Annotated in this window: 23 protein-coding genes; 16 read left to right on the top strand and 7 right to left on the bottom strand. The window is 73.1% G+C overall.

Annotation, left to right across the window (positions count from 1 at the left end):
- The first annotated feature begins 33 nt into the window (after positions 1-33).
- The 4 genes from tilS to folE all read left to right on the top strand — a co-directional run bounded on the left by tilS (position 34) and on the right by folE (position 4809).
- Positions 34-1164, top strand: a complete 1131-nt coding sequence (gene tilS, locus ABD323_RS15315; protein ID WP_425556001.1) for a tRNA lysidine(34) synthetase TilS — start codon at positions 34-36, stop codon at positions 1162-1164.
- A gap of 41 nt (positions 1165-1205) precedes the next feature.
- Complete coding sequence (gene hpt, locus ABD323_RS15310) at positions 1206-1760, top strand: hypoxanthine phosphoribosyltransferase (protein ID WP_344442114.1); 555 nt, start codon at positions 1206-1208, stop codon at positions 1758-1760.
- 290 nt (positions 1761-2050) lie between these two features.
- Complete coding sequence (gene ftsH / locus ABD323_RS15305; RefSeq protein ID WP_344442113.1) at positions 2051-4099, top strand: ATP-dependent zinc metalloprotease FtsH; 2049 nt, start codon at positions 2051-2053, stop codon at positions 4097-4099.
- A gap of 104 nt (positions 4100-4203) precedes the next feature.
- Entirely contained in the window at positions 4204-4809 is a 606-nt protein-coding gene (folE, locus tag ABD323_RS15300; protein WP_344442112.1) for a GTP cyclohydrolase I FolE, read from the top strand.
- A gap of 76 nt (positions 4810-4885) precedes the next feature.
- On the opposite strand, the gene ABD323_RS15295 is transcribed toward folE, so the two are convergent.
- Entirely contained in the window at positions 4886-6076 is a 1191-nt protein-coding gene (locus tag ABD323_RS15295) for an alpha/beta hydrolase (RefSeq protein ID WP_344442110.1), read from the bottom strand.
- A gap of 432 nt (positions 6077-6508) precedes the next feature.
- Here ABD323_RS15295 and ABD323_RS15290 point away from each other — a divergent pair, with 432 nt between their 5' ends.
- The 7 genes from ABD323_RS15290 (at position 6509) to ABD323_RS15260 (ending at position 12820) form a co-directional block, all read left to right on the top strand.
- Positions 6509-8359, top strand: coding sequence for a phosphatidylglycerol lysyltransferase domain-containing protein (locus ABD323_RS15290; RefSeq protein ID WP_344442109.1), 1851 nt, complete (start codon positions 6509-6511; stop codon positions 8357-8359).
- 83 nt (positions 8360-8442) lie between these two features.
- The gene (gene folP / locus ABD323_RS15285) at positions 8443-9297 is read left to right on the top strand and encodes a dihydropteroate synthase (RefSeq protein ID WP_344442108.1); all 855 of its coding nucleotides are present in this window, start codon (positions 8443-8445) and stop codon (positions 9295-9297) included.
- Positions 9298-9319: 22 nt separating this feature from the next.
- Complete coding sequence (locus tag ABD323_RS15280; protein ID WP_425555999.1) at positions 9320-9817, top strand: nuclear transport factor 2 family protein; 498 nt, start codon at positions 9320-9322, stop codon at positions 9815-9817.
- Between the two features lie 206 nt (positions 9818-10023).
- Positions 10024-10383, top strand: a complete 360-nt coding sequence (gene folB / locus ABD323_RS15275) for a dihydroneopterin aldolase (RefSeq protein WP_344442118.1) — start codon at positions 10024-10026, stop codon at positions 10381-10383.
- Positions 10384-10432: 49 nt separating this feature from the next.
- Positions 10433-11032 (top strand): 2-amino-4-hydroxy-6-hydroxymethyldihydropteridine diphosphokinase, encoded by a 600-nt coding sequence (folK, locus tag ABD323_RS15270; RefSeq protein WP_344442107.1) that lies wholly within the window; start codon positions 10433-10435, stop codon positions 11030-11032.
- Between the two features lie 45 nt (positions 11033-11077).
- Positions 11078-11569 (top strand): DUF3180 domain-containing protein, encoded by a 492-nt coding sequence (locus ABD323_RS15265; RefSeq protein WP_344442105.1) that lies wholly within the window; start codon positions 11078-11080, stop codon positions 11567-11569.
- Positions 11570-11674: 105 nt separating this feature from the next.
- On the top strand, positions 11675-12820 hold the full coding sequence (locus ABD323_RS15260; RefSeq protein WP_344442103.1) for a hypothetical protein: 1146 nt from the start codon (positions 11675-11677) through the stop codon (positions 12818-12820).
- A 106-nt stretch (positions 12821-12926) separates the two neighbouring features.
- On the opposite strand, the gene ABD323_RS15255 is transcribed toward ABD323_RS15260, so the two are convergent.
- Both ABD323_RS15255 and ABD323_RS15250 read right to left on the bottom strand, forming a co-directional pair.
- Complete coding sequence (locus tag ABD323_RS15255) at positions 12927-13502, bottom strand: TerD family protein (RefSeq protein ID WP_344442102.1); 576 nt, start codon at positions 13500-13502, stop codon at positions 12927-12929.
- 92 nt (positions 13503-13594) lie between these two features.
- A complete protein-coding gene (locus ABD323_RS15250; RefSeq protein ID WP_344442116.1) occupies positions 13595-14080 on the bottom strand; it encodes a hypothetical protein in 486 nt (161 codons plus the stop codon).
- A gap of 76 nt (positions 14081-14156) precedes the next feature.
- Here ABD323_RS15250 and arfB point away from each other — a divergent pair, with 76 nt between their 5' ends.
- Positions 14157-14588: an alternative ribosome rescue aminoacyl-tRNA hydrolase ArfB gene (gene arfB, locus ABD323_RS15245; protein WP_344442101.1), complete on the top strand. Its 432-nt coding sequence runs from the start codon at positions 14157-14159 to the stop codon at positions 14586-14588.
- 154 nt (positions 14589-14742) lie between these two features.
- Here the strand turns inward: arfB and ABD323_RS15240 are convergent, their stop codons facing one another.
- Positions 14743-15279: a flavin reductase family protein gene (locus ABD323_RS15240; RefSeq protein WP_344442115.1), complete on the bottom strand. Its 537-nt coding sequence runs from the start codon at positions 15277-15279 to the stop codon at positions 14743-14745.
- Positions 15280-15672: 393 nt separating this feature from the next.
- Here ABD323_RS15240 and ABD323_RS15235 point away from each other — a divergent pair, with 393 nt between their 5' ends.
- Together ABD323_RS15235 and ABD323_RS15230 are read left to right on the top strand one after the other, a co-directional pair.
- Entirely contained in the window at positions 15673-17601 is a 1929-nt protein-coding gene (locus ABD323_RS15235) for a GGDEF domain-containing protein (RefSeq protein ID WP_344442100.1), read from the top strand.
- Between the two features lie 153 nt (positions 17602-17754).
- Entirely contained in the window at positions 17755-18744 is a 990-nt protein-coding gene (locus ABD323_RS15230; protein ID WP_344442099.1) for a carbohydrate-binding protein, read from the top strand.
- Between the two features lie 18 nt (positions 18745-18762).
- Here the strand turns inward: ABD323_RS15230 and nagA are convergent, their stop codons facing one another.
- From nagA to ABD323_RS15215, 3 genes are all read right to left on the bottom strand, one after another.
- Positions 18763-19923 (bottom strand): N-acetylglucosamine-6-phosphate deacetylase, encoded by a 1161-nt coding sequence (nagA, locus tag ABD323_RS15225; RefSeq protein WP_344442098.1) that lies wholly within the window; start codon positions 19921-19923, stop codon positions 18763-18765.
- 4 nt (positions 19924-19927) lie between these two features.
- A complete protein-coding gene (locus ABD323_RS15220) occupies positions 19928-20908 on the bottom strand; it encodes an ROK family protein (RefSeq protein WP_344442097.1) in 981 nt (326 codons plus the stop codon).
- A gap of 112 nt (positions 20909-21020) precedes the next feature.
- Positions 21021-21965 (bottom strand): SIS domain-containing protein, encoded by a 945-nt coding sequence (locus tag ABD323_RS15215; protein ID WP_344442096.1) that lies wholly within the window; start codon positions 21963-21965, stop codon positions 21021-21023.
- Between the two features lie 172 nt (positions 21966-22137).
- Between ABD323_RS15215 and ABD323_RS15210 the strand changes: the two genes are divergently transcribed.
- Positions 22138-22932 (top strand): DeoR/GlpR family DNA-binding transcription regulator, encoded by a 795-nt coding sequence (locus tag ABD323_RS15210; RefSeq protein ID WP_344442095.1) that lies wholly within the window; start codon positions 22138-22140, stop codon positions 22930-22932.
- Between the two features lie 231 nt (positions 22933-23163).
- Positions 23164-24405 (top strand): extracellular solute-binding protein, encoded by a 1242-nt coding sequence (locus tag ABD323_RS15205; protein ID WP_344442094.1) that lies wholly within the window; start codon positions 23164-23166, stop codon positions 24403-24405.
- Positions 24406-24428: the final 23 nt, after the last annotated feature.

Raw genomic sequence — 24428 nt, 5'->3', positions numbered from 1 at the left:
CCCCTGGCCGCCCCCCGCCCCCTGCTCGCCCTCGTGGCCGAGCCCCCCGCCGCCGGCCGTGCCGCCCTCGCGCCGGCCGCCGCCGGCCGCGCCCGCGAACCGCGCCCGTCGGCCGCCGTGCTGGTCGGTGACGGCCCCGCCGCCACCCCTTTGGCCTGCGGCTTCGCTCCCGCCACCGTGCTGATCGGCAACGCCCGCCGCCACCCCTCCGGCCTGCCGCGCACCCCCGCCGCCCCCGGCTCCCCGCTCGTCCTGGTCGCCGTCAGCGGCGGCGCGGACTCCATGGCGCTGGCCACCGCCACCGCCTTCGAGGCCCCCAAGCTCGGCCTGCGGGTCGGCGCGGTCACCGTCGACCACGGCCTCCAGGACGGCTCCGCCGACCGGGCCCGCCAGGTCGCCGACCGGCTGCGCGCGCTGGGGCTGGATCCGGTGGAGTCCGTCCCGGTGCGGGTCGGGCGCCAGGGCGGCCCCGAGGCCGCCGCCCGCGACGCGCGCTACGCCGCGCTCGACGAGGCCGCCGAGCGCCACCAGGCCCTGGCGGTCTTCCTCGGCCACACCCGCGACGACCAGGCCGAGACCGTGCTGCTGGGCCTGGCCCGCGGCTCCGGTGCCCGCTCGCTGGCCGGGATGCCCGCGCAGAAGGGCCGCTACCGCCGCCCGCTGCTCGACCTCGACCGGGCCGCCACCCGGCAGGCCTGCAACGCCCAGTCCATCCCGGTCTGGGACGACCCGCACAACCTCGACCCCGCCTACACCCGTGCCCGGGTGCGCCACGAGGTCCTGCCGGTGCTGGAGAAGCACCTGGGCCACGGCGTGGTCGAGGCGCTGGCCCGCACCGCCCGGCTCTTCCGCGACGACGCCGACGCCCTCGACCAGTGGGCCGCCCGCGCCGAGCAGGAGCTCTACCGCCGCGATCCGCAGGGCGGCCAGGGCACCCTGGCGGTGGCCGGGCTCGCGGAACTGCCCTCCGCGGTGCGCCGCCGGGTGCTGCGCCGCACCGTGCTGCGCACCGGTTCCCCGGCCGGCGACCTCTTCGCCCGGCACCTGGAAACGGTGGACCTGCTGGTCACCGGCTGGCGCGGTCAGGGACCGCTGCACCTACCCGGGGGCGTGGAGGTCACCCGCAGGTGTGGCAACCTGGTGTTTCGGCGGCAGAACGACTGACCGCCGACACAGGACCACGAACCCTTGAGGACGTACTCCCGGTGGACGACAAGGACATGGGCGCCGACCTGGCGAAGGTGCTCATCAGCAAGGACGAGATCGACGCCAAGCTGATCGAGCTGGCGGAACGGATCGACCGGGACTACGCCGGGAAGGACCTGCTGATCGTCGGCGTCCTCAAGGGCGCGGTGATGGTCATGGCCGACCTGGCCCGGGCGCTGCACTCGCAGGTCACGATGGACTGGATGGCGGTCTCCTCCTACGGGATGGGCACCAAGTCCTCCGGTGTGGTGCGGATCCTCAAGGATCTGGACACCGACATCGCCGGCCGGGACGTGCTGATCGTCGAGGACATCATCGACTCCGGCCTGACCCTGTCCTGGCTGCTCGGCAACCTGGGCTCGCGCGGCCCGGCCTCGCTGGAGGTCTGCACCCTGCTGCGCAAGCCGGACGCGGCCAAGGTCGAGATCGACGTCAAGTACGTGGGCTTCGACATCCCCAACGAGTTCGTGGTGGGCTACGGGCTCGACTACGCCGAGAAGCTCCGCAACCTGCCGTTCATCGGTACGCTCGCCCCACACGTCTACGGCGGCTGACCCCGCTCGTCGGCGCTCGCGGAGCCGGTGGGCCAGTTCCCACCGGCCCTTTGGGGAACAGTCTGCCGATTCCACCCGTTGGAGTCGGCGGACGCACAACTACACAGGCCGTACCGCCACGCTGCCACAGAGCGTGGCAGCACTGAGGTACGGTCCCATTACCCGCTCTTCCTACAGATTCCCAGGTGGCTGGGGCGGGGTGCACTCGCACATACCGGATGCGCCGACGGCCGAAGGCCGTGCGACGCCGTTGAGTGGCAGGAGGGACGGGGCGGCAACGCCCCGCATGGATGGACGTCAAGCGATACTTCCGCGCGCCGATCGCATGGATCCTCCTGGCAGTCGTCGCCGTCATTGTGCTGATGAACGTCGTTTCGGACTCGAACGGCTACAAGACGGTGGACACCGGCCAGGTGGTGGCAGCGATCGACGCTGGCCAGGTCAAGCAGGCCCAGCTCACCACCGGTGACTCGAACACCATCAAGATCGAACTGAACTCCGGCGCGACCCTGACCAACATGGGGTCCGGCGGCAAGAGCCCCTCGGGCAGCAAGTTCCAGGCCTCCTACATCGGGGACCAGGGCCAGAACCTGGCCGACAAGCTGCAGGCCCAGGTGGACAAGGGCACGCTCGCCCAGGGCTACACGGTCAGCCCCGAGAAGCAGTCGACGATCGTCAGCCTGCTGCTGTCGATGCTCCCCATCGTCATCATCGTGCTGGTCTTCCTCTTCCTGATGAACCAGATGCAGGGTGGCGGCTCGCGGGTCATGCAGTTCGGCAAGTCCAAGGCCAAGCTGCTCACCAAGGACACCCCGAAGACCACCTTCGCGGACGTCGCGGGCGCCGACGAGGCCGTCGAGGAGCTCCACGAGATCAAGGAGTTCCTGCAGGAGCCGGCCAAGTTCCAGGCGGTCGGCGCCAAGATCCCCAAGGGCGTGCTGCTCTACGGCCCGCCCGGGACCGGCAAGACCCTGCTGGCCCGTGCCGTGGCCGGCGAGGCCGGGGTGCCGTTCTACTCGATCTCCGGTTCGGACTTCGTCGAGATGTTCGTGGGTGTCGGTGCCTCCCGGGTGCGCGACCTCTTCGAGCAGGCCAAGGCGAACGCCCCGGCGATCGTCTTCGTCGACGAGATCGACGCGGTCGGCCGGCACCGTGGTGCCGGGCTCGGCGGCGGTCACGACGAGCGCGAGCAGACCCTCAACCAGCTGCTGGTCGAGATGGACGGCTTCGACGTCAAGGGCGGCGTGATCCTGATCGCCGCCACCAACCGCCCGGACATCCTGGACCCGGCGCTGCTGCGCCCGGGCCGCTTCGACCGCCAGATCGCGGTCGAGCGCCCCGACCTGCAGGGACGCCTGGACATCCTCAAGGTGCACCAGAAGGGCAAGCCGGTCGCGCCGGACGTCGACCTCAAGGCCGTCGCCAAGCGCACCCCCGGCTTCACCGGTGCCGACCTGGCGAACGTGCTCAACGAGGCCGCGCTGCTGACCGCCCGCTCCGACAAGAAGCTGGTCGACAACTTCACCCTCGACGAGGCGATCGACCGCGTGGTGGCGGGGCCGCAGAAGCGCACCCGGATCATGTCCGAGAAGGAGAAGAAGATCACCGCGTACCACGAGGGCGGTCACGCCCTGGTCGCGGCGGCCTCCCCCAACGCGGACCCGGTGCACAAGATCACCATCCTCTCGCGCGGCCGGGCCCTGGGGTACACCATGGTCCTGCCGGAGGAGGACAAGTACTCCACCACCCGCAACGAGATGCTCGACCAGCTGGCCTACATGCTGGGCGGCCGCGCGGCGGAGGAGCTGGTCTTCCACGACCCGACCACCGGCGCCTCGAACGACATCGAGAAGGCCACCGCCACCGCCCGTGCGATGGTCACCCAGTACGGCATGACCGAGCGGCTCGGCGCGATCAAGTTCGGCTCGAGTGACTCCGAGCCGTTCCTGGGCCGTGAGATGGGCCACCAGCGCGACTACTCGGAAGAGGTCGCCGGGCTGGTGGACGAAGAGGTCAAGAAGCTGATCGAGAACGCCCACAACGAGGCCTGGGAGATCCTGGTCGAGAACCGGGACGTGCTCGACAACCTGGTGCTGGAGCTCCTCGAGAAGGAGACCCTGAACAAGGAGCAGATCGCCGAGATCTTCGCCCCCGTGGTGAAGCGCCCGGCGCGGCCCGCCTGGACCGGCTCCTCGCGCCGCACCCCCTCGACCCGGCCGCCGGTGCAGTCGCCGAAGGAGCTGGCGCTCACCAACGGCGCGGCCGCCTCCGTCGAGGCGACCCAGGTCGACATCGTCAAGCTGCCCCCCGTGACCGGGGAGTCGTCCGGCGAGGTCTGACGGCGCAGTTGAACGGAATGGAAGCCGCGCCTGCGGGGTTTGTACCCTGGAGGCGCGGCTTTCGTGCTGCTCAGACCACCCGTCCAGAGAATAGTGAGGCTCGCATGATCGACCCGGTGACGCTCGACGGGCAGTCCGCCATCGGAACCTTCGACCAGAAGCGGGCCGAGAACGCCATCCGCGAGCTGCTGATCGCCGTGGGGGAGGACCCGGACCGCGAGGGTCTGCTGGACACCCCGGCCCGGGTGGCCAGGGCGTACCAGGAGATATTCGCGGGCCTGTGGCAGGAGCCCGAGGACGTCCTGACCACCACCTTCGACCTCGGCCACGACGAGATGGTGCTGGTCAAGGACATCGAGGTGTACTCGACCTGCGAGCACCACCTGGTGCCGTTCCGGGGCCTGGCCCACGTCGGCTACATCCCCTCGACCTCGGGGAAGATCACCGGGCTGTCCAAGCTGGCCCGCCTCGTCGACGTCTACGCCCGCCGGCCCCAGGTGCAGGAGCGCCTGACCAGCCAGGTCGCCGACTCGTTGATGCGGATCCTGGAGCCGCGCGGCGCCATCGTGGTGATCGAGTGCGAGCACATGTGCATGTCGATGCGCGGCATCCGCAAGGCCGGCGCGAAGACCATCACCTCGGCCGTCCGCGGCCAGCTGCGCGACCCCGCCACCCGCGCCGAGGCGATGAGCCTGATCATCGGCCGCTGAGGGCTCCCTCTCGGGGGCTCGGTTCGCCTCCGGGCGCTCTGGTCCCGGTGTCCACGCCCCTCACTCGCCCCTGTCCTCAGCCGCGCGGTTCGCGGTCGGGGGCGGGGGCGAGGTGGTCGCTGAGCCACTCCAGGGCGGCCGGGAACTCGCGGCGCCAGGTGTCGAAGCTGTGGCCGCCGTCGGGCAGGAAGAGCGAGTCGATCTTGAGGTCGGGGTGCGCCGCGGTGACCGGTGCGGTGGCGTTGAGGAACTGCTGGGTGGCGGGGAAGTTGTCCTCCGTCCGGGTGCTGACGATCAGCAGCGAGGCCTTGGGCACCGGCAGGTTCTGCAGGCGCCAGGCCAGGTCGTACTGCTGGGCCAGGCCCGGGTTGCCGCTGAACAGGTCACCGCTCTCCCACGGCTGGGACACCACCTGGTAGTCGGCGTGCAGGGCGGCCGCGGTGGTGTAGGCCGCGGGGTCGCGCAGGGCCAGGCGCAGGGCGCAGCTGCCGCCCGTGGAGTACCCCAGGACGCCCCAGGACTCGGCGGAGCGGCTGACCCGGTAGGCGGAGCGCAGCGCGGCCGGGACGTCCTTGGCGAACCAGGTCTCGGTCTGCGGGCCGCCCGGGACGTCCAGGCACTCGGTGTCGCGCGGGGCCGCCACGGTGGGTCGGGCCATCACCACGATGGTGGGCGCCATCTTGCCGGTGCGCTGCAGGTCCCAGACGGTCGTCGGGGTGTGCAGTTCGCTCAGCAGGTGCAGGGCGGGGCCGGGGTAGCCGGCCAGGGTGAGCAGGACGGGGAAGCGCTCGCGGGAGTACTTCGGGTTGAAGTACTCGGGTGGCAGGTAGATGAACATCTGGTCGGAGAGGCCGCTCTGCTTACCGACCACCCGGATGGAGTCCACCCGTCCGACCTCCTCCGGCTTGCCCTGCGGCAGGTCGGTGATGGTGGACAGGCCGCCCTCGGTGGTCGGCTGGACCAGTGCGTCGCTCTGCGGCGGGCCGCCGCGGGTGCCGCTGCCGGAGCCGGTGGGGCCCAGTGCCAGTTGGCTGCCGCCGGGGTGGACGAGGTCGTGCCACGAGGAGTAGAAGCCGTACGTGTCATTGACCGTCAGGCCGCAGACGGCCAGGACCGAGAGTTGGACCGCGGCCAGCAGCGCGACCCGCCCCAGCACCGGCAGGGGCCGCTGGCGGGCCAGCCGCGGCCAGAGCCACAGGGTGGCCAGCAGGGCCAGCACGGCGGCTGCGGCCAGTGCGTACACCAGCCCGCTGCTGGTCAGTTCCATCAGTGGGTCTCCCCCTGGCAGGCCGGCGAGGTGCCGGTACGTCAGTTCGGTTCGTCGGGGTACGGCGTGGTTGGCCACGGTGGTGACGGGTACTGCTGACTCATCATCGGAGACCTGCCGGGGAGCAGCCACCCGAGCCGTGACGTCCACAGGGGCAACGCGGCGTGAACGTCGCGCGGCACGGTCGGGCCGCCGGCCGGGCCCCGGCTTCACCCACAGGAACCAAAGCCCTAGACTTCGGCGTCGCACCTCCGAGGGGCCCCGCCCCGTCCGCCGGACGATCTCCGTCAGACGGATCGGCGCTGGTGGGCCCACGGATTACCCCCTCTTGACGGATCCTTGGTCAAGGTAAGGAAATAAGCATGAAGGTCCATCACGGCTCATCCTCCGGGGTGACCGGTCACCCCGCCGGAGCCTCTACGCTGAGCTTCCATGAGCGTTCCCGTGTCCGCTGAGTCGTCCCCGGAGCAGCCCCCCCGTCGGGGCCTCCAGACGCTGCGCAGCCAAGCCGCCGCCGTTCCCCGAGCCTGGCTGCCGGGTGCGGTGGGCTACGCCTGTCTGTTGATCGGCCTGGTGGACATCGCCAGCGCGATCTTCCCCAAGCTCCGCAAGACCCGGATGCACAGCTGGGCCGGCCAGCTGCCGGGCGGCACCACCACGCTGGCCACCGCCGGCACCCTGGTGGTCGGCATCCTGCTGGTGCTGCTGGCGCACGCGCTGCGCCGCCGCAAGCAGCGGGCCTGGCGGATGGTCTGCGTGCTGCTGCCGGTCGGCAGCGCGCTGCACATCCTGCGCTGGCACCAGGTCGGTCCGGCGGTGGTCTCGCTGACCCTGCTGGCCGTGATGCTGCTGCACCGCCGCGAGTTCTACGCCAAGGCCGACCCGCGCACCCGCTGGCGGGCGCTGCTCAACCTGGTGGTGATGGGCTCGATCAGCCTGGGCCTGGGCCTGCTGATCGTCAGCGCCCACCCGCCGCGCGAGATGGGCCGTCCGAGTCTGTTCGACCGGCTGCACGAGACGGTCTGGGGCCTGTTCGGCCTGGACGGCCCGATCGTCTACCACCCGGACCGGATCGGCGACGTGGTCGGCTACTCGCTGGCCGGACTCGGCCTGCTGACCGCCTTCTCGACCGCCTACCTGCTGCTGCGCCCGGAGAAGCCCGAGCCGGAGCTGACCGCGGCCGACGAGGTGAAGGTGCGCGCCCTGCTGGAGCGGCACGGCGAGCGCGACTCGCTGGGCTACTTCGCGCTGCGCCGGGACAAGAGCGTGCTCTTCTCGCCGACCGGCAAGGCGGCGATCTCCTACCGGGTGATCTCCGGCGTGATGCTGGCCTCCGGCGACCCGGTGGGTGACGTGGAGGCCTGGCCGGGCGCGATCAAGGTCTTCATGGCGCAGGCCCGCGAGCACGCCTGGGTGCCGGCCGTGGTGGGCTGCAGCGAGGTGGGCGGCGAGGTCTGGACCCGCGAGGCGGGCCTGGACGCGCTGGAGCTGGGCGACGAGGCGATCGTGGACGCGACCACCTTCTCGCTGGCCGGCCGGGCGATGCGCAACGTGCGCCAGATGGTCAAGCGGATCGAGCGCAACGGCTACTCCTGCCAGGTCCGCCGGGTCAGCGAGCTGACGCAGGCGGAGAAGCACCGGATCGCCGACGCGGCCGCCCGCTGGCGCGGCACCGACACCGAGCGCGGTTTCTCGATGGCGCTGGGCCGTTTCGGTGACCCGGGCGACGACGCCTGCGTGGTGGTCACCGCGCACAAGGCCCCCGACGAGGCCGAGGCCGCGGCCGGCGCCGTGGACGACCTGCGGGCGGTGCTGCACTTCGTGCCCTGGGGACCGGACGGCATCTCGCTGGAGCTGATGCGGCGCGACCGGGCGGCCGACCCGGGGCTGAACGAGCTGCTGATCGTGGCGGCGCTGCAGGCGGTGCCGGAGCTCGGCATCCGCCGGGTCTCGCTGAACTTCGCGATGTTCCGCTCCGCGCTGGCCCGCGGTGAGCGGATCGGTGCGGGCCCGGTGCTGCGGGCCTGGCGCGGTCTGCTGGTCTTCCTGTCGCGGTGGTTCCAGATCGAGTCGCTCTACAAGTTCAACGCCAAGTTCCAGCCGGAGTGGGAGCCGCGCTTCCTGGTGTACCCGAACACCCGCGACCTGCCGCGGATCGGCTTCTCGGTGATGCAGGCGGAGGCCTTCATCACGCTGGGGATGCCGCGCTTCGGCCGCAAGCGCCAGCGCGAGGGCCTGATGCCCGCGCCGGTGGGTCCCGAGTCGATCGCTCCGGCGGCCTGAGCCGCCCACCCCCGGGCACCGTCCGACGGGTGTCCACGAGGCCGTCCGCCGTCAGGTGGGCGGCCTCGGCCGATAATGGCTCCATGAACAACCCGCTGCCCGGTCTTCCCCCGCTCGAGCGCTGCGCCGTGATGGGCGTGGTCAACGTGACCCCGGACTCGTTCTCTGACGGCGGCCTCTGGCTGGATCCGACGGCCGCGGTCGCGCACGGACTGGACCTGGTGGCGCGCGGCGCCGACCTGGTGGACGTCGGTGGCGAGTCGACCCGGCCGGGCGCCCAGCGGGTGACCGAGCAGGAGGAGCTGCGCCGGGTGCTGCCGGTGGTGCGGGAGCTGGCGGCGGCGGGCGTGGTGGTCTCGGTGGACACCATGCGGGCCGCGGTGGCCGAGCGGGCGCTGGCGGCCGGTGCGCGGCTGGTCAACGACGTCTCGGGCGGACTGGCGGACCCGGCGATGGCCGGGGTGGTGGCCGCCGCCGGCACGCCGTTCGTGGTGATGCACTGGCGCGGCCAGTCGGTGGACATGGACCGGCACGCGGTCTACGGGGACGTGGTGGCCGAGGTGGTGGCGGAGCTCTCGCAGCGCGTCGAGCAGTTGGTGGCGGCCGGGGTCCGCGAGGAGCAGCTGGTGCTCGATCCGGGGCTGGGTTTCGCCAAGACCAGCGAGCACAACTGGGCCCTGCTGGGAGGTTTGGACGCTCTCACCGCCTTGGGGCGCCCGGTCCTGGTGGCCGCATCGCGCAAGCGCTTCCTGGGTACGCTGCTCGCCGACCCGGAAACCGGGGAGCTGCGGCCGGCCCGGCGGCGTGACGACGCGACGGCGGCGGTCTCGGTACTCTCGGCCCGGGCCGGTGCCTGGGCGGTGCGCGTGCACGACGTGGCGGGTACGGCGGACGCGGTCCGGGTGGTGGCGGCCTGGCGGGCCGCCGGGTCCAGCTGAATCCGAGGGAGTGGGTGGTCGCGTGACTGGTGAGGGCACAGCGGGGAACGGGTCGCCGGCGAGCGCGCTGGAGGCGGACCGGGAGGCCGTGCTGGCGGCCAACCAGCGGCTCTACGAGGCGCTGGAGAACGGTGACCTGGAGGCGATCGAGGGCGTCTGGCTGTCGGCCGCCGACGCCGACGACAAGAACGGGGTGACCTGCGTCCACCCGGGCTGGCCGGTGCTGCGCGGGCGGGCGCAGGTCACCCGCTCGTACATGTTGATCATGATGAACACGGAGTACATCCAGTTCTTCCTGACCGACGTCGAGGTCGAGGTGCAGGGCGATGTGGCCCTCGTCACCTGCACCGAGAACATCCTCTCCGGTGGAGAGGCCGAGGAGGACGGCGAGTTGGGGCCGCTGGTGGGCGGCAAGGTGGTCTCCACGAACCTCTTCCGGCGCACCGCGGCCGGCTGGCGGCTCTGGTCGCACCACGGGTCACCCGTGTTGACCAGCGGGGATGACGAGGACGAGGACTGAGCCGGGCGGCCGGGCCCGCCCTGGGGGAATGGTCACCAGGTCACCTGATGTTCATCCTCTTCGACGCCCCGCCGCGCGTGGCCGCGGCCGGCGCCGGGTAGGAGCGCTCCGTCCGTGGCGCCGCCATGTCGGCGCACACGGGTAGATTCGATGGACGGCGGGCGATGGCGCCTGCCGTTCCAAGATCAGGAGCAGTGATTCAGTTGCTGGACCGCGTCAGCCTTCGGGGCCTGCGTGCCCGTGGTCACCACGGTGTGTTCGAGCGCGAGCGGATCGAGGGGCAGACCTTCGTGGTCGACCTCGTGCTCTACCTGGACACCCGTCCGGCTGCCTCCGGCGACGACCTCACCCGCACGGCCCACTACGGGATCGTGGCCGAGGAGGTCACCGCGATCATCGCCGGCGAGCCGGTGGACCTGATCGAGACCCTGGCCCAGCGGATCGCCGACCAGTGCCTCAAGCACGAGGCGGTCGAAGAGGTCGAGGTCACCGTGCACAAGCCCGACGCGCCGATCACCGTGCCGTTCGACGACGTGACCATCACCATCCACCGGGGCCGCGCGTGAGGGCTCCCGTGCTCCCCGCCGCCGCGCTTCCTGCCGCAGAGGACATCCGATGAGTACCAGCGACCCGACGGCCTCGCCGACCACCTTCGACCTGGAGCGCCGGGTGGACAGCGCCGACACCACGCTGCACAACCCACGCACCGCGGTGGTGGCGCTGGGCAGCAACCTCGGCAACCGGCTGGAGACCCTGCAGGGGGCGGTGGACGCCCTCGCCGACACCCCCGGCCTGCGGATCACCTCGGTCTCCGCGGTCTTCGAGACCCCGGCCCTGGGCGGCCCCGACGAGCAGCCCGCCTACTACAACGCCGTGGTCGTGCTGCGCACCACGCTGCCGCCCTACTCGCTGCTCGAGCGCGCGAACGCGATCGAGGACGCCTTCGGCCGGGTCCGCACGGTCCGCTGGGGTGCCCGCACCCTGGACGTCGACCTGCTCACCTACGAGGGCGTCACCAGTGAGGACCCGGTCCTGCTGCTGCCCCACCCGCGGGCCCACGAGCGCGCCTTCGTCCTGGCGCCCTGGGTCGACGCCGACCCGGACGGCGAGCTGACCGGCCACGGCAAGGTGGCCGAACTGCTCGCGGGTCTCGGCGGCGAGGGCGCCCAGGGGGTCCAGCGCCGCGCCGACATCCAGCTGCGTCTGCCGGAGTAGGCTCCCGGTAGCCGCGATCGAACCGTACGGAAGGACGCTGTCCGCGTGAAGCCGCTCCGCCTGCGCCTGCTGCTGGGCATGGTCGTGGTCTCGACCGCCCTGGCCTGGGCCGGTGCCAAGCTCTGGAACTCGCTGGACGCGGCGCCCGCGGTGCCCGCCGCCGCCCCGGTGGTGCTGGCGGTGATCGCGGTGGTGCTGCTGGGCACCGCGCTGTCGCTGCGCGCGCGGCTCAAGGCGGTGCGCGACCGGGTCCCGGGCGCGAAGCCGGTCGACCCGCTCGGCGCGGCCCGGGCGGTGGTGCTCGGTCAGGCCAGCGCACTGGTCTCCTCGGTGGTCACCGGCATCTACGCGGGCCTGGGGATCTTCCTGCTCACGCTGCCGGACCTCGGCGCGCACCGCAGCGCGGTGATCACCGCGGGGCTCGCGGTGCTGGCCGGCGGGGGTGTCATCGCGGCGGCGCTGTGGCTGCAGCACATCTGCAAGCTGCCGCAGGACGGCGGCGGCGAGGGCAAGGGCGCGGCCCCCTCGGCCCGCTGACGCACCGTCCGCCACCGGGCACGCCCGGTGGCGGACGCGGGCTGTCAAGGCCCGGATCGGGCCCGAGGCTGACAGGGCCTCTATTCGCACGCTAGTTTCTTGTCCATGCCTCGCGGACGCCACCGACACTCCTCACTCCTCAGCCGGGCCCTGCCGCCCGCCACGGCCGCCGTCCTCACGGTGGGCGCACTGGCCGCACTGGCGGTCAGCGGGGACGAGGTGGTGGTCAGGTCGGTGGGTGTCGCGGCGGTACTCGCGGTGCTGGGACTGGGCCTGGTGCTCCGTCAGCGCGACCGCGCCGCCCAGGCGGCGGCCGACGTCGCCGCGGTGCGCCGGATCCGCGACGAGGAGCGCTTCGAGGAGCAGCTCGCCGAGGCCGAGTACGCCGCCGAGGTCGCCGAGGAGCGGGCCACCCGGCTCGGCCGGCGGCTGACCGCGGAGAAGTCCCGGCTGGCGAAGGCGGAGACCGAGATCGCCCGGCTGCTGCGCGAGCGCGCGGTGCAGGCGGCCGAGCAGGCCCTCAAGGAGGCCGAGGCGGTCCAGCGGGCGATCGAGGCGGCGCGCCCCAAGCACCCGGTGACGCCGGTGGCCTACCTGCGGGCGGCGAACGCGCTGCGCGCGCTGGCCCGGCGGGCCGAGGAGGCCGAGCGCGAGGCCCAGCGGGCCGCCGCCCGGCGCTCGCCGGCGGTGCCGCGCGAGCTGTCCGCGCCGCGCGAGATCGTGGTGGGCCCCAGCGCGGCCGTGGCGGGGGCACCGGCCGAGGCCCGGCCCTCGCACGAGCAGGCGGCCCCCTCCCAGCGGATCGGCCGGCTGGAGCCCGCCGTGCGCCGTCCGGCGCCCGGCGAGCGGGCCGCGGTGGCGGCCTCCCCGGTGCGTCCGGTGCTGACCGCCCCGGCGGAGCAGCAGGCCGGCGCGCCGAGCAGTTCGATGGTCCCCGTCGAGCGCCAGCGCCCGCGCCCGCAGCCGAGCGGTGCGCGCGGCTCGGGCTTCAGCTTCTTCGGGCGCGGCGCGGCGGCGGGGGCGGCCCTGCGGGCGGCCACGCCGGCGCCGGCGGTGGGTTTGGCCGGCGAGCTGGCCGAGCAGCTGGGAGCGCCGGCCGGGCGCCCGGACGACCTCGCCGACGTGCTCGGTGACGAGGTGGCCGGTGCCGAGGCGCAGGAGGCGGACGAGCAGCACCGCGCGGTGGTCGACCTGACCCCCGAGGACGAGACCGAGCTGCTGGACCTGCCGGAGCTGCGCGCCACCCGCTGAGGGCCGCCGGGGGTGGGACGGACGGGCCCCGCGGGCGCGCGCAGCGCGTGCCCGCGGGGCCCGTCGTGCCGGGGGAGCCGAGCCGGGCCCGGCTTCTTCGCTCGGGTCAGACGTCGACGCCGAAGTCCTGGGCGATGCCGACCAGGCCGGAGGCGTAGCCCTGGCCGACCGCGCGGAACTTCCACTCGGCGCCGTTGCGGTACAGCTCGCCGAAGATCATCGCGGTCTCGGTCGCGGCGTCCTCGGACAGGTCGTAGCGGGCGATCTCGGCGCCGCCGGTCGCGTTCAGCACCCGGATGTAGGCGTTGCGGACCTGGCCGAAGCTCTGGTTGCGGGCGATGCCGTCGTAGACGGTGACCGGGAAGACGATCCGGTCGGCCTCGGCCGGCAGGTTCGCCAGCGCCACGTTGATCGCCTCGTCGTCGCCCGCGCCGTCACCGGAGCGGTTGTCGCCGGTGTGCACGACGGTGCCGTCGGGGGTCTTCAGGTTGTTGAAGAAGACGAAGTGCCCGTTGGACAGGGCCTTGCCCTCGGCGCTGAGCACGATCGCGCTGGCGTCCAGGTCGAACTCCGTGCCGGTGGTGGTCCGGGCGTCCCAGCCGAGACCCACGGTGACCGCGGTCAGGCCCGGGGCCTCCTTGGTCAGAGAGACGTTGCCGCCCTTGGAGAGGCTCACTGGCATGGTTCTGGTGTCCCTTCGTTGACGGTTCCCCTGCGGGTAGGAACGCGGGGCACCTCGGCCGCGGTTCCCGGGGCAAGCCAACCACCTTCCGGTCACACCCGGGGGAAGCGGCCCTGAACGGTCCAGATGTTCGCGTTGTCGGCCAGCTCGGGGTGCAGGTCGAAGAGGTCGGCCAGCACGTCCTGGAGGAAGTCGCGGGCCTCGCGGCGCAGCTCGGCGTGGCGCATCACGGCCGGCGGGCCGTCCAGCCAGGTCGCCGAGACCTCCACCAGGCCGAAGCGGCGGGCGAAGCGCAGCAGTTCGGTGGACTGGGTGAAGTCCAGGTCGGCGGTGCGGATGGTGGCGGCCCGGCTGCCGCGCGGGTCCTCGTCCAGCAGTTCGACGATGTCGCACAGGGCCCAGGCGAAGTCCAGCACCGGCACCCATCCCCAGGCTGTGGAGAACTCCTGGCCGTCGGCGTCCAGGTAGACGTCGCCGCAGAACAGGTCGTGGCGCAGCGCGTGGACCGAGGCCGAGCGGTAGTCGGTCTGCGGGGGGTCCGGGAAGCGGCGGGAGAGGGAGTAGCCGAGCTCGATCACGTCGCTCATTGTCCGGCACCGGGCGGGCGGGGATAACCACGTGACGGCGCCCTCGCCGGGCGGGGATGATGGAGCCATGCCCGAGCCCATACGCGTGCGGGGCTCGGTGATCGTCCCCGACGCCGAGCTCGTCTGGCGCTTCTCCCGGTCCAGTGGCCCCGGTGGCCAACACGTCAACACCTCCGACACCCAGGTCGAGCTGCGCTACGACCTGGCCGCCTCCGACGCGCTGCCCGAGGTGTGGAAGCAGCGCGCCCTGGAGCGGCTGGCCGGCCGCCTGGTGGACGGCAGGGTGCTGGTGGTGCGCGCCTCCGAGCACCGTTCGCAGTGGCGCAACCGCGAGGTGGCCGCGGCCCGGCTGGCCTCGCTGCTGGGCGAGGCGACGGCCCCGCCGCCCAAGGCCCGGCGGGCCACCAAGCCCAGCCGCGGCATGGTCGAGCGCCGCCTGACGAACAAGAAGCACCGCGCCGAGCTCAAGCGCGGCCGCACCGCCCCCCGGGGCGAGTGAGCCGAAGGGCGCCGACGGCTGAACCGCCCGCAGGGGATGCCCGCGGGACGGATACGCGCGGGGCGGGGGCGAACGCGAGCCCTCCCACTGACCCCAGCCAGGCACCTCGGCACCGGGTCAAGAGCGCCCGGAGGCGAACCGAGCCACAAAAAAGTCAGCCCAGCTTGCGGTAGCCGCCGCGGAAGTAGAGCAGCGGGCGGCCGTCCGGGGCGGGGACCCGGGCCTCCAGGACGCGACCGATCACCAGCGTGTGGTCGCCGGCGGGTATCCGCTGCTCGGTGCGGCACTCGACGGTGGCCAGCGCCCCGGTGACCAGCGGCGCGCCGCTGGCCGGGCCGCGCTCGTGCGGGGTGTCCGCGAAGAGCAGCCGGTCGCTCAGGCGTCCCTTCATCGCGAACCGCGAGGCCAGCGTGCGGTGCTGCTCGCCGAGCAGCGAGACCGCCCAGCAGTCGACCCGGGAGAGCAGCTCGTCCATCCGGGAGTCCTCGCGCACCGAGACCAGCACCAGCGGCGGCTCCAGCGAGACGGACAGGAACGAGGTCGCGGTCATGCCGGCGTCCTCGCCCGGCCCCCCGTCGTCGGGGTCCCGGTCGTGGACCGTCACCAGCGCGACCCCGGCGGCCAGCTGGGACAGGGCGGCCCGGAACTCGTCCGGCGTGGCGAGGGAGGCAGCGGCGGGCTGCGGCGACATGGACACGTACCGCACGGTAGCCGCAGGCCGGGCCCGGTGGCATCCGGCCGAGGACCTAGGTCCGGCTGCGACCATCGGCCGAGTGGCCGGGCGGTTTCACCCCGTGAGGGCCGCCGCTCACCCCCGGGGGTGAAGCCGTAGGGCCCGGCGGCGGGCAGGGTGCTACAGATCAGGCCGTTCACGACCGACCTCGAAGGTGGCCATCGCAACATCGTGTCCGGGCATGACCGAGATGAACCGGGTTTGCCTGTCTATGCGTTCTGTGATTTGAGTCACAAGTGACGACCTATTGCTGACCGAGCGTGCCGAATGCTGTGCTCGCTGTGATTCAGTTCTTCTGGCAATCGGACGATAACCATCAAGACCTATCCGAAGCAGCCGGGGAGCCCCCGCATGGAAGCCGAGTCGGAGCCCTACGTCCGCCTCGCGACCCTCCGCACCTTGCACCGGGTCGTGGCGGACCTCAACGCTGCCCGCAGCCTGGCGGGCACCCTGCAGGCCGTCGTCGAGGGTTCGGTGCACGGGCTCGGCTTCGACGCCGCCGCCGTCAGCCTGGTGCGGCCGGACGGCGACCTGGTGGTGGCGGCCGTCTGGGAGTACGAGGACCGCGAGTTCGGCGGGCCCGCGGTGCTGCTGGGCCAGGTCGGCTCGCGCGAGTCCTGGGACCGCCTGCTGAGCGTCAGCGACCACTGGGGCACCCTGCGCTTCCTGCCGCACGACCGCGGCTGGGCGGTCGGCGCCGACATCCCGCGCTGGACGGGCGACGGCCCGCTGCCGGTCTACGCCAACGACTGGCACCCCGAGGACGGCCTGCTGGCCCCGATGTACAGCGCCGGCGGCGACCTGCTCGGGGTGCTGAGCGTGGACCGCCCGCGCAGCGGCAAGCGGCCCGGCGCCTGGACCCGCGAGGCGCTGGAGATGTTCTCCCTGCAGGCCTCGATCGCGATCGGCAACGCCCGGCTGCGGGCCGAGATGCAGCGCGCGCTGGCGCGGCTGGAGAAGGAGCAGCAGGCGCTGCGGGCCAGCGAGGAGAGCTTCCGGCAGGCGTTCGAGTACGCCCCGAGCGGGATGGCCATCACCGAACTGCACGGCGCCGCCCGCGGTCAGCTGACCCGGGTCAACGACGCGCTCTGCCGGCTGCTGGGCCGCCCGCGCGCCGCGCTGCGCCAGCAGAGCTTCCTGGACCTCGTGCACCCCGAGGACCGCGCCCTGCTGGAGCGCACCAGCGCCGAGAGCGGCCGCGCCGAGCTGCGGCTGTCCCGGCGCGACGGCGGTTACCAGTGGGTCTGCCTGCGCAACTCGATCGTCGCCGACGCGGCCGAGGGGCCGAGTTTCCTGCTCACCCACGTCGAGGACATCGAGGACCGCAAGCGGCACGAGCTCCAGCTCGCCCACCGGGCCAGCCACGACGCGCTCACCGGCCTGCCGAACGGCTCCGAGCTGCGGGCCCGCCTCGCCCGGCGGATCTGCGCGCTGCCGCAGGGGCCGGGCGGCGCGGCCGCGCACGGGGCCGCACCGCCCGGCCCGTGCGCGCTGGAGGGGGCGGCCGCCTCGCACGGCTCCTCGGGCTCCTACGGGCCGCACAGCCCGCGGACCGGGCAGCAGGTGCTGGAGGGCGCGGCCGGTCCGTACGGCCAGGGGCCCGGCGGTGCCGCGGCCGCCTACGGCGCGGGCCCGCGCAGCGCCCTGGTGCACGGCTACTCGGACCGCGGCCCGGCGCCCGAGCGGCTCGGGTACGGCGGGTACGGCGGCCCGGTGGGCCGCGCCGCCGCGCAGCCCGAGCACGTGCACGCGGTGGTGCCCACCGAGCTGGAGGGGGCCGCGCCCGAGCCCTGGCAGGGTCCGGCGGCGGGCGGACGCGGCCGCCCGCACCGGGCCGGCGCCGGCGCGCTGGGGCCCAAGGGGCTCGCGGTGCTCTTCTGCGACCTGGACGGCTTCAAGTCGGTCAACGACCGGTTCGGCCACAACGCCGGCGACGCGGTGCTGGTGGAGGTGGCCCGCCGGCTGCAGCAGGTGGTCCGTGAGGGTGACACGGTGGCCCGGCTGGGCGGCGACGAGTTCGTCGTGCTGGCGGACGGCATCGGCAGTGAGGAGGCCACCGACCTCGCGGTCCGGCTGCGCAACGCGATCATCCCGCCGATGCGGATAGCCGGGCGGGTGATGCGGGTGGGGGTCAGCCTGGGCATCGGCTGGGCGGGCTGCGGCATGAGCATCGAAGAGGTGCTGAACACCGCCGACAAGCGGATGTACGACGAGAAGCGGGCCCGCGGCGGCGCCGTGCGCGGGGCGCGCGGCGAGCGCTCGCACCGCCGCGCCGTGTAGGACTTGTCGGACAAGCCCCACGGCCGGGCCCGGCGCGGTGTTGAGCGTCCGTTGAGGCTGGCTTTTCGCCCTGTCATGTGCTGCGGGTAGGGTGCCGTGGTACGGCCCGACACGGCTCTGGGGCAGACACGGCTTGGGGAGTTGACCACCGGGATGACGGACGGCAGCAGCGGAGCGCCCGAGGGCGGTGCGGGCGAGGCCCCGCAGGACGACGACCCGTTCGCCTACCTCTACCGCCCGGCGGAGGGCGAGGCGGCGCCCGACCGCGCGCCCGTCGCGCCGCGCACCGCGTACAACCGCCCGATGGAGGTGGGCCGCGCCCAGTACGGGCAGCCGGCCCAGACCCCCTACCAGCAGCCCGGCCGTCCCCCGCAGCAGCAGCCGCACCGGCCGCACGGCCCGGGCGGCGAGCAGACCACGCAGGTGCCGCACCAGCAGTCCCGCTACGCCGAGCGGTCGCGCCCGCAGCCGGGCGAGGACGCCCCGCGCGGGCGCGGCAAGGGCCCGGTGATCGGCGTGGTGGCGGTGGTCGCGGCCATCGCGATCGGCTCCGGCATCGCGCTGTCCGGCAACGACGGCAAGAGCCCCAAGACCGGTGCGGCCGGCTCGCCGGCGACCGCGGCGAGCACCGCGAGCCACTCCCCGTCGGCCCCCGCCAGCGCCTCGCCGTCGCCCTCGCCGTCCGGCGCGGCCAGTGCCACCACCGGTTCGACCACCTTCATCGACGCCTCCAAGGCGCAGGCGCAGAACGCCCCGGCGGCCAGCACGGTCAAGGGCGCGATCTCCGCCGACGGCAGCTACCTGACCCTCCAGCAGGGCTCCACGGCGAGCTGGTCGGTCACCGTGCCCAGCGCCGGGCAGTACAAGTTCTGGGTGCACTACAGCAACAACGGCGACCCGGTGAAGGCCCCGGTCAGCGTGAACGGCCAGGACCACCCGGGCGGCACCACCTTCAAGAGCTACAGCGCCAAGGGCGCCGACCCCTCGACCTCCTGGACCTACACCAACATATGGCCGCAACTCCAGGCCGGGACCAACACCGTGACGGTGACGATCCCGGCTGGAGGTCCGGTGCTGGTGGACCAGGTGGCGGTCACCGGGATGGACGTGAACGGCTCCTACCCGAGCGCGGCCGCGGGCTGAGCCCGGTGCGGCCGGGCGTCAGCGGGTGAAGCGCTCGGCTCCCCTGATCCACTCGCCGCGGCGGACCACGGCGACCAGCTCGTAGCTCTCGGAGTCGAGCACGGCCAGGTCGGCGTTCTTGCCGACCTCCAGCGAGCCGGTGGAGTCGGCGAGTCCCAGCAGCGCGGCCGGGACGGTGGAGATGGACCGCACGGTCTGCGACAGGCTCAGCCGGTTCACCGTGACCGAGCGCCGGAAGGCCACGTCCAGGGTGAGCGTGGAGCCCGCGATCGAGCCGCCCTCGACGAGGCGGGCCACCCCGTCGGTGACCCGCACCTGGAGCGGGCCCAGCGGGTAGAGGCCGTCACCCATGCCGGCCGCGCCCATCGCGTCGGTGATCAGCGCGACCCGGCCGGCGCCGGCTGTTCCGTAGGCCAGGTCCAGCACCGAGGGGTGCAGGTGGGTGCCGTCGTTGATCAGCTCGACGGTGACCCGCTCGTCCTCCAGCAGGGCGACGATCGGACCCGGGGCGCGGTGCTGGATGCCCGGCATCGCGTTGAACAGGTGGGTGGCCACGCTCGCGCCGGCCTCGATCGCCTCCAGCGTCTTGGCGTAGTCGGAGTCGGTGTGGCCGACCGCGGCGATCACCCCGAGGTCGGCGAGCATCCGCACGGACTCCAGGCCGCCGGGCAGCTCGGGCGCGAGGGTGACCATCTTGGCGGTGCCGCGGGCGGCGTCCACCAGCTTGCGCACCAGCGCCGGGTCCGGCTCGCGCAGCAGGTCCGGGCGGTGCGCCCCGCACCGGCCGGGGGAGATGAAGGGGCCCTCGAAGTGGACGCCCGCCAGGACCCCGTCCTCGACCAGCTCGGAGAGCACCGCGGCCTGCCGGCAGACCTCGTCGATCTCCCCGGTGACGGTGGAGGCGACGGTGGTGGTGGTGCCGTGCTCGAGGTGGGTGCGTGCCGCGGTCAGCGCCTCCTCGGCGATGCCGGCGGCGTAGGACGCGCCGCCGCCGCCGTGCACGTGGAGGTCGACGAAGCCCGGCACCACCGTGTAGCCGGTGAGGTCCAGGTCCCCGGCGGTCCGCTCGCCGCCGATCTCCTCGATGGCGGCGCCGGAGAAGACCAGCCGGCCGTCCTCGACGACGCCGCTCGGCAGGACCAGCCGGGCCCCGGCCAGCGCGGTACGCACAGTAGTCACACGATCACTCTCCACTCGGAAGCAGGGTCGCCGCGCCGCCGGGTACCGGTTCGGCCGCGGGCGTGGTCACGGAGAGCAGGTCCCAGGCCAGGAGTCCCGCGCCCAGGGAGGCTGCCGTGTCCTTGAGCGCGGCGGGGACGACCTCCGGTGGCATCTGGAAGGTCAGCCGCTCGGCGATCGCCGCGCGCAGGGGAGTGAAGAGCGTGTCGCCGGCCTCGGCCAGCCCGCCGCCGACGATCACCGTCGAGGGGTCGAGCAGGCTCTGCGCCACCACGATGCCGTCGGCCAGGGCGTCCACCGCGTTCTGCCACAGCGCGATCGCGCGCTTGTCGCCGGCCTCGACGGCCAGCGCGCAGCCGGCCGCGTCGGCGTCGAGGTCCCCGCTCGCCTCGGCCCAGGCCCGGGAGACCGCGGAGGCCGAGGCCAGCGTCTCCAGGCAGCCGCGGGCGCCGCAGCCGCAGAGCGGGCCGCCGGGGCGGACCACCACGTGGCCGATCTCGCCGCCGTAGCCGTGCGCGCCGGCCTCGATGCGTCCGCCGATCCCGATCGCCCCGGCGATGCCGGTGCCGAGCGCGATGAACAGGAAGCGGTCGACCCCGCGGCCGGCGCCGATCCGCCCCTCGGCCAGCCCGCCGGAGCGGACGTCGTGGCCCAGGGCGACCGGCAGGCCGCCGAGCCGCGCGCCGAGCAGGGCGCGCATCGGCAGGTCCCGCCAGCCGAGGTTGGCCGAGAAGACCGCGATCCCGTTCTCCTCGTCGATCGTGCCCGGCACGGCGACGCCGGCCGCCAGCGGGGCCTGCCCGAATCGGGCCAGCCCCTCGGCGGCCAGGTCGGCGGCGAAGTCGAGGATGGTGGCGACGACGGCGTCCGTGCCGTGCTCCCGCCCGGTCGGTCGGCGTGCCTCGAACAGCACGGAGCCGTCCTGGGCGAGCAACGCGGCCTTCATGCCGGTTCCGCCTACATCGAGTGCGATGACGTGCTTCACGGGGGACAGTTTCCCTTGACCGAGGAGGAGAGGTCTAGTCCAGTGGTCGGATTGGTCTGGTCCGGATGGGGTGAGTTTCGTCGCTTCGGGGGCGGTGTGCCCCGAAAATCGGTCAGAGCTGCACCGACCTGGTCAGGCTGCGCGGGTTGTCCGGGTCCAGTCCGCGCGCCGCGGCCAGGGCCACGGCGAGGCGCTGCACCCGGACCAGGTCGGCCATCGGGTCCAGCCCCGAGGTGCCGGAGTCGGCCACCAGCAGGCCGCCGGTGCGGGCGACGTCCTCGGCCAGGCCGGCGGGCAGCGAGCCGAACATCCAGGTCGCCCGGCCGGGCGCGGCGATCGCGATCGGACCGTGCCGGTACTCCATGGCAGGGTACGCCTCGGTCCAGAACCGGGCGGCCTCCCGCATCTTGAGGCCGGCCTCCAGGGCCAGGCCGTTGGTCCAGCCGCTGCCCAGGAAGCTGATCTGATCGACCGTCAGCACCGTTGGCGGCAGTGGTTCGGCGACGGCCCGCTCGGCGTCGGCGGCGGCCTGCGCCAGGGTGCCCACGCCGGGTGCCGCCGGACCCTGGCTCTCCAGGTGGGCCCGCAGCAGGGCGAGCGCGGTGGTGGCGAAGCGGGTCTGCACCACCGAGCGCTCGTCGGCGAAGTCCAGTACCACGACCCGGTCGGCCGCGGACATCACCGGCGTGGCCGGGTCGCCGGTGATCGCGGTGCTGGGCACGCTGCCGCGCAGGCGCTCCAGCAGGGCGAGCACCTCCGTGGTGGTGCCCGAGCGGGTGATCGCCAGGACGCGGTCGTAGCGGCGGCCGTAGGGGAACTCGGAGGCCGCGAAGGCGTCGGTCTCCCCGAGCCCGGCCCCCTCGCGCAGCGCGGCGTAGGACTGCGCCATGAACCAGGAGGTGCCGCAGCCCACCACCGCGACCCGCTCGCCGACCCGCGGCAGGGCGGCGGCCGAGGTCTCGACCAGCGCCGCCGCGCGGCGCCAGCAGGCGGGCTGGGTGGCGAGCTCCTCGGCGGTCAGTGAGCTGTCCGTGCTGGAGCCGTCCGTGGCGGTCATGCCGGTCATGGTCCGCTTCTCCCTTAGTCGTCTGCGTGAAACTGATTGATTTATAGCTCTTTCGCGCAGGATTGCGCAATAGTCTGGACGGTGGCGGCGGACCCGCGGGTCCCGGCGGCGCCGCTGTGCGACGCTGAGCACGCAGTCGTGGCCGAATCGAAGGGATCCAGGCGTGTCCAGATACGAGCGGTGGAACGGGCTCCTCGAACTCCTTGCCGAGCATGGCAAGTTGGAGGTCGAGGAGGCGGCAGCCGCGCTGGGCGTGTCGGCGGCCACGATCCGCCGCGACCTCGACCAGCTGGCCCGCCAGCAGATGGTGACCCGTACCCGGGGCGGCGCGGTGGCGCACAACGTCTCCTACGACCTGCCGCTGCGCTACAAGACGGCGCGCAACGCCGGCGCCAAGCAGCGGATCGGCGCCGCGGTGGCGGACCTGATCGCCCCCGGCGAGGTGGTCGGCCTCAACGGCGGCACCACCACCACCGAGGTGGCCCGCGCGCTCGCGGTCCGTCCCGAGCTGGCCGAGCGCGGCGAGGCGGGGGCCGGCCAGTCGCTGACGGTGGTCACCAACGCGCTCAACATCGCCAACGAGTTGACGGTCCGTCCGGCCGTCAAGATCGTGGTGACCGGCGGGGTGGCCCGCCCGCAGTCCTACGAGCTGATCGGCCCGCTGGCCGCCGCCGTGCTCAACGAGCTCACCCTGGACGTCACGGTGCTGGGCGTGGATGCGCTGGACGTCGAGGCGGGCGCCACCGCCCACCACGAGGGCGAGGCCAGCGTCAACCGGCTGCTGGCCGAGCGGGCCCGCCGGGTGGTGGTGGCCGCGGACTCCTCGAAGCTGGGCCGGCGCGCCTTCGCCCGGATCTGCGGCCTGGACCGGATCGACACCCTGGTCACCGACGAGGCGGTCGACGAGGAGCTGGCGGCGGCCTTCGCCGACGCCGGCGTGCGGGTGCTGGCGGTCTGAGCGGTGCCGGCGGGGCCCCGCCGGGCCCCGCGGTGCCGCGCCCGGTCGTTGCGTGGTGTGCAACGCGAGGTGGCACTTGTGTAACGTTCCGCGCTCGAGGGCATCTGGTGTGGACCACCGGGGGTCGCCTTTGGCAACCTTTGCGCCACCTTCCGTCCCCCCGGCAGGCCCCCACCCTCCCCGTGTGCGTCTAAGGCGGTCTCCGCGTTGAAGTCCCGACTCTGTGCTGCCGTGGCGACCGGCACCCTGCTGCTCTCCGGTTGCGGAACCCTCGGTATCGGCGCCGGAGGCACGGTGACCCTCAAGCTGGTGGCCGCCGACTACGGCGACAGTGACGCCAACAGCTCCAAGCACTACTGGGACGACGTGGCCAGCCGCTTCCAGGCGGCCAACCCCAAGATCAAGGTCGACGTCCAGGTCATCAGCTGGAGCGACATCGACAAGCAGGTCGCCGCGATGGTCAAGGCCGGCCACTCGCCGGACATCGTGCAGACCGGCGGCTTCGCCGACAAGGTCGCCGCCAACCAGCTCTACCCGGCCCGCGACGTGCTCTCGATCGACACCGAGGCGAACTTCCCGGACGTCTTCACCCGGGCCGGCCAGGTGCTCGGCACCCAGTACGGCATCCCGTTCGTCTCCTCCTCGCGGACTTTCTTCTACAACAAGACGATCTTCCAGAAGGCCGGCATCAGCCAGCCCCCGGCCACCTGGGCCGACCTCAAGGCGGACGCCGAGCTGATCCGGGCCAAGGTGCCCGGGGTCACCCCGTACGCGCTGCCGCTGGGGCCCGAGGAGGCTCAGGCCGAGGCGATGATGTGGACCATGAGCGGTGGCGGCGGGCTGACCGACGACTCCGGCGTCTACACCCTGGACAGCCCGGCCAACGTGAGCACCTTCAGCTGGCTCAAGGCGAACCTGGTCGACACCCACCTGACCTATCCCGACCCGGGCACCACCAACCGGCAGACCGCCTTCGACGACTTCGCGGCCGGCAAGGTGGCGATGCTCAACGGGCACCCCGGACTGGTGCAGAAGGCCCAGCAGGGCAAGATCGACTACGGCACCGCGTCGATCCCGCGCAAGGACGCCCAGACCAGGCCCAGCACCCTCGGGGTGGCCGACTGGATGATGGCCTACAGCGCCAACGGGCACCGCGCGGAGATCCGCAGCTTCCTCAACTTCGCGTACACCAAGGAGAACACCCTCAAGTTCGACGAGGAGTACAACCTGCTCCCGGTCACCCAGGACACCCTGGACGACATGACCAGCAGCGGCAAGCACCCCGACCTCAAGCCCTTCCTCGACGCGCTGCCGGCCGCCAACTTCTACCCCCTGGGCGACCCCGCGTGGGACACCATCAGCGGGCGGATCAAGAAGGAGATCGGCGGGGCCGTCAAGGGCGACCCGACCCCGGTCCTCGGCGGCCTGCAGCAGTTCGCCACCGACGAGTACAAGAAGGCGCAGCCCAAGTAGCCGCTGCCCGGCCCCGGGCCCGC

This window comes from Kitasatospora nipponensis (genome assembly GCF_039528135.1).
Classification (GTDB): Bacteria; Actinomycetota; Actinomycetes; order Streptomycetales; family Streptomycetaceae; genus Kitasatospora; species Kitasatospora nipponensis.
Note: the sequence above shows the minus strand (reverse complement) of the source record. Positions and strands in the feature narration are given on the sequence as shown.

Bases quoted from the DNA above. Each gene is read 5' to 3' on its own strand.
- folE (WP_344442112.1), top strand. From the start codon at position 4,204: ATGATCGACCCGGTGACGCTCGACGGGCAGTCCGCCATCGGAACCTTC.
- ftsH (WP_344442113.1), top strand. From the start codon at position 2,051: ATGGACGTCAAGCGATACTTCCGCGCGCCGATCGCATGGATCCTCCTG.
- folK (WP_344442107.1), top strand. From the start codon at position 10,433: ATGAGTACCAGCGACCCGACGGCCTCGCCGACCACCTTCGACCTGGAG.
- ABD323_RS15295 (WP_344442110.1), bottom strand. From the start codon at position 6,076: ATGGAACTGACCAGCAGCGGGCTGGTGTACGCACTGGCCGCAGCCGCC.
- ABD323_RS15260 (WP_344442103.1), top strand. From the start codon at position 11,675: ATGCCTCGCGGACGCCACCGACACTCCTCACTCCTCAGCCGGGCCCTG.
- ABD323_RS15230 (WP_344442099.1), top strand. From the start codon at position 17,755: ATGACGGACGGCAGCAGCGGAGCGCCCGAGGGCGGTGCGGGCGAGGCC.
- arfB (WP_344442101.1), top strand. From the start codon at position 14,157: ATGCCCGAGCCCATACGCGTGCGGGGCTCGGTGATCGTCCCCGACGCC.
- folP (WP_344442108.1), top strand. From the start codon at position 8,443: ATGAACAACCCGCTGCCCGGTCTTCCCCCGCTCGAGCGCTGCGCCGTG.
- ABD323_RS15240 (WP_344442115.1), bottom strand. From the start codon at position 15,279: ATGTCGCCGCAGCCCGCCGCTGCCTCCCTCGCCACGCCGGACGAGTTC.
- ABD323_RS15255 (WP_344442102.1), bottom strand. From the start codon at position 13,502: ATGCCAGTGAGCCTCTCCAAGGGCGGCAACGTCTCTCTGACCAAGGAG.
- ABD323_RS15215 (WP_344442096.1), bottom strand. From the start codon at position 21,965: ATGACCGCCACGGACGGCTCCAGCACGGACAGCTCACTGACCGCCGAG.
- ABD323_RS15290 (WP_344442109.1), top strand. From the start codon at position 6,509: ATGAGCGTTCCCGTGTCCGCTGAGTCGTCCCCGGAGCAGCCCCCCCGT.
- ABD323_RS15235 (WP_344442100.1), top strand. From the start codon at position 15,673: ATGGAAGCCGAGTCGGAGCCCTACGTCCGCCTCGCGACCCTCCGCACC.